This window comes from Streptomyces sp. E11-3 (assembly GCF_046540415.1).
GTDB lineage: Bacteria > Actinomycetota > Actinomycetes > Streptomycetales > Streptomycetaceae > Streptomyces.
Genome location: NZ_JAZGRL010000001.1, coordinates 386,673 through 400,230, shown reverse-complemented (window position 1 = coordinate 400,230; position 13,558 = coordinate 386,673). Strand labels below are relative to the sequence as shown.

Sequence of the window (13,558 nt, the reverse complement as noted above, 5' to 3'; positions counted from 1 at the left end):
GCCATTCTGCCCGGTTGGCGCGGCCACGCCAGTGTTCAGGTCGCCGGTGACAAACCGAGGTCCGTGAGGGACCAGGTGCTCACAGGCGCTAGCGTGGTGGGTGCTGACGGTGCGGCCCGGGGTGGGTCGGTGCCGGTTCCGGGGGCGTAGGAGGGGAAAACATGCAGGTCGGAGTGGCGCCTTGAGGATTCTGCACACCTCCGACTGGCATCTGGGCCGGTCCCTGCACCGGGTGAACCTGCTCGACGCGCAGGCCGCCTTCATCGACCACCTCGTGGTGACCGCGCGCGAGGAACGGGTCGACGCGGTGGTCGTCGCGGGGGATGTGTACGACCGGGCCGTGCCCCCGCTGGCCGCCGTGGAACTCTTCGACCAGGCGCTGCACCGGCTCGCCGACCTCGGCGTACCCACCGTGATGATCTCCGGGAACCATGATTCGGCGCGCCGCCTCGGGGTCGGCGCCGGGCTGATCGACAAGGCGGGCATCCACCTGCGCACCGAGCCCGCCCGCTGCGCGGAGCCCGTACTGCTCGCGGACGAGCACGGCGACGTGGCCTTCTACGGGCTGCCGTATCTGGAGCCCACCCTGGTCAAGGACACCTTCCAGCTGGACAAGGGCGGGCACGAGGCGGTCATCGGCGCCGCGATGGACCGGGTGCGCGCCGACCTCGCCGGGCGGCCGCGGGGCACCAGGTCGGTGGTGCTCGCGCACGCCTTCGTGACCGGGGGAGAGCCGAGCGACAGCGAGCGGGACATCACCGTCGGCGGGGTCGACTCCGTACCCGCCGCGGTCTTCGACGGCGTCGACTACGCGGCGCTCGGACATCTGCACGGCAGCCAGATCGTCTCCGAACGGGTCCGCTACTCCGGGTCCCCGCTCGCGTACTCCTTCTCCGAGGCGCAGCACCGCAAGAGCATGTGGCTGATCGACCTCGGCCCTGGCGGCGAGGTGCGCGCCGAGCGCGTCGACTGCCCGGTGCCGCGGCCGCTGGCCCGGATCTCCGGCACCCTGGACGCCCTGCTCACCGACCCGAAGTGGGACAGCGCCATCGACGCCTGGGTGGAGGCGACCCTCACCGACGCGGTGCGCCCGGCCGAGCCCATGGCCCGCCTCACCGAGCGCTTCGCGCACGTACTGAGCCTCGTCTTCGCACCCGAGAAGACGGCCGACGACCCGGCCGTGTCGTACGCCCAGCGCCTCAAGGGACGCTCCGAGCAGCAGATCGCCGAGGACTTCGTGGCCCATGTACGCGGCGGCAGCGGACCCGACGTGCACGAACGCACCGTACTGCGGGACGCGTTCGACGCCACCCACGCCCTCGACACGCAGCGCGAGGTCGCCCGATGAGGCTGCACCGGATGAGCATCACCGCCTTCGGCCCCTTCGGCGGCCAGCAGCAGGTCGACTTCGACTCCCTGTCCCAGGCCGGGATCTTCCTGCTGCACGGGCCCACCGGCGCGGGCAAGACCTCCGTCCTGGACGCCGTCTGCTACGCCCTGTACGGCTCGGTGCCCGGCGCCCGGCAGAACCAGGCCCTCACCCTGCGCAGCGACCACGCGGCGCCTGCCACCCGCACCGAAGTCTGCCTCGAACTCACCGTGGCCGGGCGGCGGTTGGAGATCACCCGGCAGCCGCCGTGGGAGCGCCCCAAGAAGCGCGGCACCGGCACCACCACCGACAAGGCCCAGTCCTGGCTGCGCGAGTACGACGCCGAGAGCGCCACCTGGAAGGCCCTCAGCCGCTCCCACCAGGAGATCGGCGAGGAGATCGGCCAGCTGCTCGGTATGAGCAAGGACCAGTTCTGCCAGGTCGTACTGCTCCCGCAAGGCGACTTCGCACGCTTTCTGCGCGCCGACGCGGAAGCCCGCGGCAAGCTGCTCGGCAAGCTCTTCGACACCCGCAGGTTCGCCGCCGTCGAGGACCGCCTCGCCGAACGCCGACGCGGTACGGAGGCCGAGGTACGGGCCGGTGACGACCGGCTGCTGGCCACCGCGCACCGGATGCAGCAGGCCGCGGGCGACGCTGCCGAGCTGCCACTGCCCGACCTGTCGCCCGGCGAGCCGGGACTCGCGGACGCCGTCCTCACCTGGGCCGCGGTGGCCAGGACCGGCGCCCGCGAGCGGCTGGACGTCGCCCGCGCGGCGGTCGCGGCCGCGGATTCCGCCCACGCGGCGGCGCAGCGCGCACTCGACGACGTACGCGAGACCCACCGGCTGCAGCGCCGCTTCGCCGAGGCCCGTCAGGGCGCGGACCGCCTCGCCGAGCGCGCCGACGAACGCCAGTGGCAGCTGCGCCTGGACCGCGGACGCAAGGCCGAGGCCGTCACCCCCACACTCGCCCTGCGTACCGCCACCGAGACCGAACACCGCCGCGCCGCCGCCGACGAGGCCCGCGCCCGCGCCGCCCTGCCCGAGTCCTTCGCCGACGCCGGTGCGGCGGGCCTCACCGCGGCCGCCCGCCGAGCGCTTGAGGAACTCGGCGGCCTGGACTCCGCCCGCCGCGCCGAGCACCGCCTCGGCGAACTCACCGCGGAACGTACGGACATCGAACGCCAGCAGCGCGCCGACGACGAGGCACTCCAGGAGGCTGCGGCCTGGCTCGACGACTGGGACACCACCCGCCGCACCCTGCAGGAACGCGTCGAGCACGCGCAGGACGCCGCGACCCGCGCCGAACACCTCGCGGGCCAACTCGAGCCCGCCCAGGCCCGCTGGGAGGCCGCCCGCCGCCGCGACAGCCTGACCGAGAAGGCCGTCGGCGCCCAGGAACAGGCCCTGGCCGCCCGGGAACACGCCGCCACCGCACACGAGCACTGGCTCACCCTCAAGGAGCAGCGGCTGCGCGGGATCGCCGCCGAACTCGCCGAAGGCCTCACCGACGGCGCGCCCTGCGCGGTGTGCGGCGCCACCGAACACCCCGCCCCCGCCCGCAAGGTCGCGGGCCACATCGACCGCCCGGCCGAGGAGGCCGCACTCGCCGTCTACCGCCGCGCCGACGAACAGCGCACCGACGCCGAGCGCGCACTCGGCGACGTACGCGAATCCCTGGCCGCGGCGAAGGCGGCAGCAGGCGACACACCAACACCAGAACTCGCCGCATCCGTACAGGAGTTGCGGCGCGAGCACGCCGAAGCGCGCGACAGCGCGGCCGGGCTGCACGCCGCCCGCGAGGCGCTCGCCCGCGCCGAAGCCGAACACGACCGCCGCCGCACCGCCCAACAGCAGGCCGCGACCCGTACCGCGTCACGCGCCGCCCTACGCGACGCACTCGACAAGGAACAGACCACGCTGGAAACGGAGTTGCGGCAGGCGCGCGGCTCCGCGGACACCGTCGCCGCCCGCGCCGCCCAACTCGAACGGCACGCCGCCCAACTCACCGAGGCCGCCGACGCCGTACGCACCGCCCAGGACACCGCCGGGCGCCTCAAGGACGCCGACGCCCGGCTCGCCGACGCCGCCTTCCGCGCCGGGTTCAGCACCCCCGAGGACGCGGCCGCCGCCGCACTCGACGACGCACAGCACCGCGAACTGCAACACCGGCTCGACGCACGGCAGCAGGAGCAGGCCGCCGTACACGCCGTACTCGCCGAGCCGGACACGGCCGCCGCCGCCCAACTCCCGTCGGCCGACCCCGAGACGGCCCGGCACACCGCCGACGCCGCCGAGCGCCGCCTGCGCGACGCCGACCTGGCCCGTGACGCGGCCGCCACCCGCTGCGCCGAACTCGACCGTCTGTCCGCACGCGCCACGGCCGACGCCCGCGGACTCGCCCCGCTGCGCACCGAGTACGACCGGGTCGCCCGCCTCGCCGCGCTCACCGCGGGCACCTCCGCGGACAACGAACGCAAGATGCGCCTGGAGTCCTACGTACTCGCCGCCCGCCTGGAACAAGTCGCAGCGGCGGCCACCGTACGCCTGGCCCGCATGTCGTCCGGCCGCTACACACTGGTGCACTCCGACGACCGCTCAGGCCGCGGCCGCTCCGGCCTCGGCCTGCACGTGGTCGACGCCTGGACCGGCCGCGAACGCGACACCGCCACCCTGTCCGGCGGCGAGACCTTCTTCGCCTCACTCGCACTCGCCCTGGGCCTCGCCGACGTCGTCACCGACGAGGCGGGCGGGGTGCGCCTGGACACCCTTTTCATCGACGAGGGCTTCGGCAGCCTCGACGACCAGACCCTGGACGAGGTCCTCGACGTCCTGGACACCCTCCGCGAACGCGACCGCAGCGTCGGCATCGTCAGCCATGTCGCGGACCTGCGCCGCCGCATCCACGCCCAACTGGAAGTGGCCAAGGGGCGGGCGGGGTCGGTCGTACGGCAGCGGGGCGCGGACTTGTAGCGGACTGTCAGGACGGGTTCCGTCCCTGACTTACCGTTCCTTTCCTTGATCGTCTTGGACGAAATACGGGCAGGTCAGCGACGAACGCGTCAACCATCGCACCGGCTACCGCCCGCGCGAGTGGGACACCCGCGCCGGCACCGTCGAACTGGCCGTCCCCAAGCTGCGCCAGGGCAGTTACTTCCCGCACTGGTTCCTCGAACGACGCCGCCGGGGCCGGCGTCGGCTGGCTCGCCTTCCTGCGCTCGCTGATCGCCCGCGGCTTGTCCGGCGTCCAACTGGTCATCTCCGACGCCCATGCCGGTCTGGTGGATGCGATCGGCGCGATGCTTCCGGAGCCTCCTGGCAGCTCTGTGATGACCACCGCAAGAATCCACCCCCGAGCGGAGATGAGCGCCCAATAGGCAGCGACAGAGGCAATCGGTGGAACAACGAACAGCAGTAGATCAGCAGCGAGTTGGAAGCGCTGGTGGGACATCCGTCGCTGGTCGTAGCGATGCACCAGTTCCCATCCTAATATCGGCACTTGACGGCCGATCTGTTCCGTGCGGCCATTTGCCGCGAGGGAGGCGTATACCAGATGATCTCGGAACCCGATTCTGGTGCGCTGCTCATGCTTGATGCTCTCGTACTCCAGCAGACTGGCCACCGTGGCCTCTTCTTCCCCTGCCATAACTCCTCCCTCCGGCGCCCCATCTCGTTGCCGGGGCAGTGCAGTGTGCGTGCACTCTCCCGTTGAACTTGACTGAGGCTGACCGGAGTGACCTCGGGGCAATCGCGTCAAATACGCACCGTGCAGGGGACGTTGCCCCCAATTCCAGCTAGAGTTTCCCCCTTGCCCCACTAGGGGCAACGTAAGTCGACGTCGCCCTTTCGGGAGGCCGTATGCGGACGCGCGGCTCACCATCAGTGGACTCGATGCCGAGTCTGCGCGTCGAAGGTCGGGTGTCGACGGCCCAGGTGGACAAGGCGCTGGTGGACGCTTCGGCCCATCTTCTGTCCCCCGGCACGGTTCTCATCGATCTCGCCGCGTCGACAGCGTTCGACGTGGTGGCGTTGCAGCAACTGCTGTCGGCGATCGCAGCCCGCAGGAGCCAGGGCGTCGAGACCATGATCCGGCTGCCGGTGGACGCCGCCGCCCGGCATGTCCTGCGTCTGTGGCGGTTCCCGCACGCTGTCGGCTCGGTCGCGCGGGTCCCGTTCAGGGTCCTGGTCGCGCCAGAGGATCATGAGTTTTTCGGTGAGGAGACGCCGACCACTCCGCTCGTCCGCGACACCGCGAGCCCCCGCTCCTCGGCTCTCGCCTACCTCACGGCCCAGCAGCGCTTCGGCCTGCGCCCCTACCGGCTCGACGGCGAGCTGGCCCGTCTCCAGATGCTCGAGGGCGAGACGTCCTGCTGGGGCGGCTTCGCCCTGACACGGCTGCTTCAGAGCACGCTCATGGGGCCCGCGTCCGAGGTGATCCGCGTTCTGGTCCAGGAGCTCTTGAGCGGCCCCCTGCAACGCCGAAGTGGGAAGGTCGCCATCACCGGTGCCCAGCTAGAGCTCCCCGCCGGGGGATCCCAGACGGGCACACTCACACTCGCCGTCTGGGACGACAGCGAATCGCTGATCACCGACCTGAGTAAACGTGAACGGACCGCCGGGGGCGTGCGGGCGGACGAGTTCGCCCTGCATGCCGATGGCTGGTCCCCCGGCCAGAGACTGGACCTCGCCGACTGGCAGCCCTGGCTCGATTCCGGGGATCCCGAGGTTCTCCTGGCCGGATTGATCAGCAGCACACCGCGCGACCGGTGCGCGAAGGGCTATGCGGAAGGCAGTCACGGTATGTACGCCCTCTACAACTGCGCGGTCGATGTGTTCGGCGGGAGTCTGCGCATTGAGTCGAGGCAGACCCGGCTCGAGATATCTGCCGCTCCGGATTCGGACACGGCCCGGTACCGCGTTGATGTGACCACCGGACCCCAACTCCCTCACCAGCGCGGCAATCTGCTCGCCGTGCGGTTGCCGGTGTGTGATGACTAGGCCTTTGGTCACGGCCCGGCAGGTCACAGTGGGCCGTAACGCCCCCGAACCGGTCTCACCGGAGCGCAACGGTTTCTACCGGTGGCTGGGCGAGACTCTGGTGGCCCCCGGCGTTTCGACCGGGCCCACCGGAGACACGGTCTACATCACCTCCGATGAACTCAACGACGTGTCCTTCAAGATCGAGGAATACTTGGGAAGGACGCTCCCGAAGGGCCGCGCGCCCCAGTTCCTCATCATCGATCTGGCGGCGAACCCCTGGACTCAGCTCTGCGAGGCGTTGCTCATAGGCGTGGCCAGCACCGTTCAGAAGTGGGTTGCGCAAGTCGCCAACCGGTCGCTCGTGATGCTCCTGCCGGAGATGCCCCACGAGAGGTCCGAGTACTGGCGGACCCTGCGTTCACTGGCGGGTGGTCAAGAGACTGCGGCCAAGCTGGTGGTCATCTCCAATGACGGGACGACCGAGTGGCTGCACGGCGACAGCAGATCCCCGCGACGGGATTTCGCCTCGGTCTACGCGCTGAAGCAGGATCCGTCCCGAAGGGACCCCGGGGAGCTGCTGTCGCGCCAGATCGTCCGCAAGCTCGGCCACTATGCCTCCCGCGAACGCACCGCCCCGCACTGCAACCGCTACTTCTTCGACGCCGAGCATGCCGCGCCGGAAATCGGCGAGCTCGCCGAACGCTGGCTGCGCGGAACGGTTCTGGTCGATCCCGGCGTATCGAGCGACCTCATGCTGGTGAGCAAGGACCGTCAGTCAGGTCTTGGTGAGGCCATCACCGGCGTCGCCACCGCATTGGGTCTGGACTTCGGGACGTTCGACGCCGAGGGCAGAATCTTCGACGCGAACAAGAAGCTTTTGAACGGCGCGGACATCCACAGCACTGTCGTGCTCTTCTTCGCTGTGGTCAGCAAGCGGGAGAAGTACGAGAAGATCATTAAGGCCATGCGCCGGGACCGGATCCAGTTGGCCCAGCGAGCCTGGACCGTCCTGGCCACGGATGTGGACGTGAAGTTCGTGGAGACGGCGCTTCCGCTCGATGCCGAACAGACGCTCAGCCGCAAGGCATTGCGGCAACAGGACTGTGAACAGTGCGACATCGGCCTGGCCCACACCGATCCGCTGCGAGAACACCACACATTCCGTACCTTCGACGCCTGGGACATCCTTCTCACATCGAAGTGGGGGGAGGAAAAGGTCGCTCCGGCAGCGGAGAGGCAATTCTTCCCCTTCGTCCCCGACATGGGGGACGTATTCGACAAGTACGGGGACTGCATTGCGTCCAAGGTGATCACTCTCCTGCGGACGCTGGGGCCGGCACCTTCCAGCGTCGTCCTCGTCTGCCCCGATGAGGAACACATCAACAAGCTCGTCGTCAGGATCAGCACCCTCATGAAGGTCCGCCCGGTGACGATAGCGATACCGGGCGAGATTCTGGACCACAACACGTCCTCCGGTGGCACAGATGCCCGTGCCCGCCGGCGCCGGACGCCGGGCAGTGACATCTGGCGGCGCCAGCTCCGTCATCTGCAGGGGGGCAGAAGCAAAGTGGTGATTCTCGATGAGTTCAGGGCGACCGGCCGCACAGCCCGCGCGATCCGTTCGCTTCTGCTGAGCGGGGGAATCCGTCCGGTGGCCTACATACCCATCCTCGACTTCTCCGACGAGACGGATCTCGACGCGCTGCCCGTCCACTCCCTGTACCGCATACGAGCCACCAGGGGCGGGGCATGACGGCCGGGGACGGCGTATGGGAGCAATCGGCGGAAGAGGCCTGCCGGACGCTGGTGTACCTGCTGCACAACCGAAGGCATGAATGGGCGTCGGGCGGCCGCAATCCGGATGAACTCGGCTACATCAAACGAAACATGCTGATCGCCGACTATGCGCGTAAATCCCTGGACCTCCGCCCGGAGGTGCGGGAGGAGCTCGACCGCATGGTCGTCGATTCCTTCCTCCCACCCAACCCGGCAGCCACCAGGAGGAGATTCGACATGTCACCCAAGGCAGCCGAAACCGTCGACATCGCCGTGGTGGTCGTCATCCTTGAGGAGCTCACTGCGGCACTCGGCGCCTTCGGTATGACCCAGAACGACTTCAACAAGAGTCATGTCGTGGGTGATCAGCGCTTCTACCGGACCACTGTGCCGAACGGATACCGCCCACTGAAGCCGCTCTCGGTCGTCATCACCACGGCGGGCAAGGCCGGCAACGTACAGATGGTGAAGTCCGTCGGCGCTCTTCTCAAGCGCTACGAGCCGGAGTTGATCTGCCTGCTGGGCACCGCCGGAGGTCTCGAGGACGAGGTGCAGACCGGAGACGTGGTGGCCTGCGATCGCGTGTACTACTACCCGCCCGGCCGCCTTACCGAGGGACAGATCCTCCAACCACGGCCCAAGCACGGGCAGGGGCGCAGCGACTACGGGCACGGGCTCTACTACTACGCCCCCGGAGAGACCGGCTTCCAGGAAAAAGTCAAGGAGTTCATCCGCGGTCTGCTCCCCGACGAAGTACCCGAGACCTTCTCAGCCGATCGCATTCCCGAGGTGCACACCACCAACGTCACCATCGCCTCGGGCGAAGTGGTCCTCAGGGACGGGGAGTTCCTGCCCGGTCTGCACCAGGTCGACAACACCATCCGCGCCGCCGACATGGAGTCGTACGGATTTTCCCAGGCCGTGGAAGGCCTCTCCTGGCTGATCTTCCGTGGCATCAGCGACTACGGCCCGGACCGCGAGGACCGCTGGAAGTACGTCTCGACGTCGTTCGCCGCCATCTGCCTCGAGGACTTCCTCAGCACGCAGTATCTCCCGCCGGACACCGACGACCTCTGACATCGCGCCGGCGCGGCGCGAACACGGAGGAAGCCCAGCACACCGGACTCACCCCCCCCGACGAGCTGCCGAGACCGACCCGCAGTCCTGCACTGATGCCTGCATCTGCCTCATCATCAGCCGATCCGGCTGAGGGGTTCTCGCCGGGGCCGCTCGTGACCTGCGGGTCTGTACGGTCAACGGCCCTGTCTCTCTTTCGGGATGCTGTTGGTGATCTCTAGACGCTCGAGTCTCGGCAGAGTTGCCGGAATCTGCTGACTGGCCTGGCTCGGGTCGGCGCTTCGCTGCCGGGCGAGCCGCATCGGCTGAGCCTGATGATGTTGGCTCCGGCAGCGGTGAGGGCATGCTGGACGTGAGTCTGTGCGGTCCCGCGGTAGCGGCAGTGGCGCAGCCCGTGCGCGTGGCGAGCACGGCCGTCGGTATTTCCGGTGCAGGCGAGCCGGTCTTCGCAGGCCCGGCAGGCGGGTTGGGGAAACAGCACGGCAGCCGCTCATGTTGGTCGCCGAGGGTGAGCTTCCACGGGTGGCTGGTGGTTCCGCGGGGACAGGTCAGGGTGCGGGCTTGCCAGTCGGGGATGAAGTCGGCCTTCGTGAAGCCGGGATGGTCCTGGGCCCACGGGCCGGCGCGGACCGGCCCACTCTCGGTGCAGATCTCGCTCTGATGATCGCGATAGCCGAACCAGTTCTTCGTCCCGGGTGCGGCGAGTTTCCGGCTGTATCGGCTTCCGGGTGGTGAGGGGTGGCGATCTCGACGCTGGCCCATGGGACACAGGTCGTGGCAGGATCTGGCCGCCTGTCCGTTGGCGGCGGCAGGTCCGCGCGGCGGGGCATGTTCCGTCGGCTCAGCCGGTCTTTGGTGGACTTCGGGCTGCGACTCCCGTTTCCACGCCCAACTGGAAGTGGCTAAGGGGCGAGCCGGGTCGGTCGTACGTCAGAGGGCCGACGACGGCTCGTGATCCTTGCCCCCGGAGCTGGAGCCGGAGCCTGCGGGGCGCCATGCAGCGTGGTCTCGCGTGGTCAGACCTCCGTCGAGTTCTTCACGTACGGCGACTCGGCCGCGGGTCCCGGCACAGCCTCGGGCTCGGGGCTGCCCTCGCTGAGGCCGTACCGCCCGTGGAGCTTTCGCAGGAAGCCGGGCGCGTACCAGGCCGAGCGGCCGAGCAGGCGCATCGCGGCGGGGACCAGGACGCCACGTACGGCGACGGCGTCGATGAGGATCGCCAGTCCGCTGCCCAGGCCGAACATCTGCATGAAGCTGAGCTCGGCCGTCCCGAACGCGAAGAAGCTCACCGCGAGCAGGAGGGCCGCCGCGCTGACGATGCGTCCCGTGTGCCCAAGGCCGTTGGCCACGGCGGATTCGTTGTCCTCGCCCGCCTCGTGGAGTTCCTTGATGCGGCTGGTGACGAACACTTCGTAGTCCATCGAGAGACCGAAGGCGATGCAGAACATCAGCACGGTCATCGAGACCTCCATCGGCTGCGCTGTGAAGCCGAGCAGGGAGGAGAGGTTGCCGTCCTGGAAGATCCACGTCATGACGCCGAGGGTCGCTCCCAGGCTGACCATGTTGAGCACCAGCGCACGCAGCGGCTGCACGACGCTTCCGGTGAACAGGAAGAGCAGGACGAAGGTAGTGAGCGCGACCAGGGCCACCGCGAGCGGGAGCCGGCTGCCGATGGAGTCCTTGGAGTCGACGAGTACGGCGTCGGTTCCGCCCACCAGAGGGTGTGACCCGGTGGGTGGGGTGACCGTCCTCACCTGTTCGACCAGGCTGTGCGCCTCGTCCGATTTCGGTGACAGAGTGCTCACCACGTTGATCTGCTGTGCGTCAGGGCGGCCGAGGGCAGCGTTGCCGGGGCCGGTCGCCGTGGACCGTCCGTCGGCGTAGGTGCCCGTGCTGGCCTCGACGCGGACGACGCCCTTGAGCCCGGACAGCGCGACCGCGTACGACCGCAAGGGGGCCTCGCTCACGGGCTCGTCGATGACGACGTGGAGGGCCGTGTCGTCGTTGCCCGGGAAGTTCTCCCGCAGCGCCGAGGCGACCTGGCGGCTCTCGGCGTCCTCGGGCAGCACGCGTTCGTCCGGCGTGCCGAAAGTGATGCCAAGGAGCGGGCTCGCCGCCAGCAGCAGTACCGCGAGTACGGGCAGCGCGGTGAGCGCGGGCCGCCGCATGACGGTGCGGGCCAGCCGTCCCCACAGGGGCGCCCGGGTGTCGGAGCGCCCGGGATTCGCCCACGGCAGCCGCCCGCTGTTGACCCGGGGCCCCAGGACGACGAACAGGGCCGGCATGACGAACAGGGTGCTGACGGCCGCGATGGCCACGACACCGACCCCGGCATAGCCGAACGAGCGGAGGAAGTACTGCGGGAACACCAGGAGTGCCCCGAGCGCGGCTGCCACCGTCGCGGCGGAGAACGCGATCGTACGGCCCGCGGTGCTCACCGTCCGCCGGACGGCGTCGTCCACGGCCGCCCCTGCCGCGAGCTGCTCGCGGAACCGGCTGACCATCAGCAGTGCGTAGTCGATGCCGAGACCGAGACCGAGCGCCGTGGTCAGGTTGATCGCGAAGACGGAGACATCGGTGACACTGCCGAGGATGAAGAGTTCCGCGAACGTGCCCGTGATGGCGATGAGTCCGATCACCAGGGGCAGCAGGGCCGCGACCGCGCTGCCGAAGACGACCAGCAGCAGGACGAGGGTGAGCGGTACGGCGATGGCCTCGGCCAGGACGAGATCCTTGCCGGACTGCGTCCCCATCTCGCTGGTCACGGCGGCACCGCCGCCGGCCTGGACCGTGAGTTCGCCCTCATACGGTCCGGCGTACGCGTCGATGACGCTCTTGGCGTTCTCGTTCCGCTCGGTGTCGTCACCCTTCACATGGGCGAGCACCATGGCTTCGCGGCCGTCGTCGGAGCGGAGGTCGGGGCTGTCCGTGTCCCAGTACGAGATCACGTTCTCAAGGTTCCGCTCGCCCTTGAGGTCGGCCACCAAGGCCCGGCCGCTCTGCTGGGCGGCCGGGGCGTCGATGCGGCCTTCGGTGGCACGGACCAGCAGGACCAGGTTCGTCTCCCCGCCGAACTTCTCGTCGATGACCTCGCTGGCCCGGGTGGACTGAGAGGCCGGGTCGTCGTAGCCGCCTCCGAGCAACTTGCCGAACGCGCCGGCGCCCATGACACCCATGAGGGCCACAGCCACGACGGCGACGACGAGTACCCGCCGGGGCCAGCGAATCGCCAGTTCGGCTATGCGTTCAAACACGCCCGTTCTCCTTTACGTCATTGAGGTCTCGCGGACTTGCGGACTTCCGGACTTGCGGTGAAAACGACGTCAAGCAGCCGAGGTTGGGAGGGGAAACCAACGCGGTGCTGCTCACGTGCGCACACGTCGTCGCCGCGATGACGTTAGTGAGGTGGAAGAAGATTTGGCAGTGTTAGATTTTCCTCACAGTCCACAACTTCTTGATAACCCGTGGGAGTTACCGTCGTACGGTCGGTGCATGCCCGCAGACGAACACGTAGCTGCCCTGCCCTCCCTGCGCCAACGGCGTCGGGCAGCCGCCACCCAGGAGATCCTGGATGCCGCCGAGCGCCACATCAGCGAACACGGCCCCGGGGCCCTGTCCCTGCGCGCGGTCGCCCGGAGCCTCGGAATGACCGTGCAGGCGCTCTACCACTACTTTCCGAGCCGGGACGACCTCGTCACGGCGCTCATCGCCAAGGCGTACGACGAGTTGGCCGATGCTGTGCAGGCCGCCGTCGACGCCGCGGCGGACGACTCGGACCTGCCGCGCCTGGTGGTCGCGGCCGAGGGGTACCGCCGATGGGCCATCGCGCACCCCGAGCGATTCCAGCTCCTCTACGGAACACCGCTGCGGTACTACGCGGCACCCGCCGAGGGCCCAACCACCCAGGCGATGCGCCGGATGAGCACACTCTTCGAGCGCGAGATGCTCGACGGGTTCACCGCGGCGCAACTCGCCGCGGCCGACACCCCCGCGCTCTCGCCTTCGCTCGCGGCGCATCTGGAACAGCTGCCACCTGACGGACTGGGAGACCTACCGCCGCCCGCGACCGCGCTCCTCCTGAGCGCGTGGGGGCACATGCACGGCCTCGTCGTCCTGGAGGTCTTCGGGCACACCTCCTTCCTCGGCGACCACCAGGCCGAGATCTTCCGCATGGCGATGCGGAACATGCTCAAGGACGTCCACAGCCGGATTCCTGTCGCCGGACCAGGTATGGCGGCGACGGAGCCAGCAGAACCAACGGAGCCAACGCAGCCCCATACGCGTGAGCAAGCCCCTTCGGCTGGTCAGTGACCAGGATGACGGCGGGCTCTGGACGCTCAGGGGCGTCGCCGCGATC

At 69.2% G+C, this 13,558-nt stretch carries 8 protein-coding genes and 2 pseudogenes; 8 read left to right on the top strand and 2 right to left on the bottom strand.

Going from position 1 to position 13,558, the window contains the following annotated elements:
* Positions 1–181 precede the first annotated feature (181 nt).
* From U9R90_RS01805 to U9R90_RS01775, 7 genes and pseudogenes are all read left to right on the top strand, one after another.
* Positions 182–1,348, top strand: a complete 1,167-nt coding sequence (locus tag U9R90_RS01805; RefSeq protein WP_411054575.1) for an exonuclease SbcCD subunit D — start codon at positions 182–184, stop codon at positions 1,346–1,348.
* Positions 1,345–4,341: an AAA family ATPase gene (locus U9R90_RS01800; RefSeq protein ID WP_411054574.1), complete on the top strand. Its 2,997-nt coding sequence runs from the start codon at positions 1,345–1,347 to the stop codon at positions 4,339–4,341. Before U9R90_RS01805 ends, U9R90_RS01800 begins: the two co-directional genes overlap by 4 nt.
* 94 nt (positions 4,342–4,435) lie before the next feature.
* Positions 4,436–4,553, top strand: a pseudogene (locus tag U9R90_RS01795) (transposase); the annotation flags it as partial.
* A gap of 12 nt (positions 4,554–4,565) precedes the next feature.
* A pseudogene (locus U9R90_RS01790) lies at positions 4,566–4,705 on the top strand (transposase); the annotation flags it as partial.
* A 596-nt stretch (positions 4,706–5,301) separates the two neighbouring features.
* Positions 5,302–6,366 (top strand): hypothetical protein, encoded by a 1,065-nt coding sequence (locus U9R90_RS01785; protein ID WP_411054573.1) that lies wholly within the window; start codon positions 5,302–5,304, stop codon positions 6,364–6,366.
* Between the two features lie 28 nt (positions 6,367–6,394).
* Positions 6,395–8,101: a hypothetical protein gene (locus tag U9R90_RS01780; protein WP_411054572.1), complete on the top strand. Its 1,707-nt coding sequence runs from the start codon at positions 6,395–6,397 to the stop codon at positions 8,099–8,101.
* Positions 8,098–9,201, top strand: a complete 1,104-nt coding sequence (locus U9R90_RS01775; RefSeq protein ID WP_411054571.1) for a hypothetical protein — start codon at positions 8,098–8,100, stop codon at positions 9,199–9,201. Before U9R90_RS01780 ends, U9R90_RS01775 begins: the two co-directional genes overlap by 4 nt.
* A 217-nt stretch (positions 9,202–9,418) precedes the next feature.
* Here the strand turns inward: U9R90_RS01775 and U9R90_RS01770 are convergent, their stop codons facing one another.
* Positions 9,419–9,682 carry a transposase gene (locus U9R90_RS01770; RefSeq protein ID WP_411054570.1) on the bottom strand — a complete coding sequence of 88 codons (264 nt, stop codon included), beginning with the start codon at positions 9,680–9,682 and terminating at the stop codon, positions 9,419–9,421.
* A gap of 535 nt (positions 9,683–10,217) precedes the next feature.
* The gene (locus tag U9R90_RS01765; RefSeq protein WP_411054569.1) at positions 10,218–12,455 is read right to left on the bottom strand and encodes an MMPL family transporter; all 2,238 of its coding nucleotides are present in this window, start codon (positions 12,453–12,455) and stop codon (positions 10,218–10,220) included.
* 238 nt (positions 12,456–12,693) lie between these two features.
* Between U9R90_RS01765 and U9R90_RS01760 the strand changes: the two genes are divergently transcribed.
* Positions 12,694–13,512 (top strand): TetR/AcrR family transcriptional regulator, encoded by an 819-nt coding sequence (locus U9R90_RS01760; RefSeq protein ID WP_411054568.1) that lies wholly within the window; start codon positions 12,694–12,696, stop codon positions 13,510–13,512.
* Positions 13,513–13,558 lie beyond the last annotated feature (46 nt).

Bases quoted from the DNA above. Each gene is read 5' to 3' on its own strand.
- U9R90_RS01775 (WP_411054571.1), top strand. From the start codon at position 8,098: ATGACGGCCGGGGACGGCGTATGGGAGCAATCGGCGGAAGAGGCCTGC.
- U9R90_RS01760 (WP_411054568.1), top strand. From the start codon at position 12,694: ATGCCCGCAGACGAACACGTAGCTGCCCTGCCCTCCCTGCGCCAACGG.
- U9R90_RS01800 (WP_411054574.1), top strand. From the start codon at position 1,345: ATGAGGCTGCACCGGATGAGCATCACCGCCTTCGGCCCCTTCGGCGGC.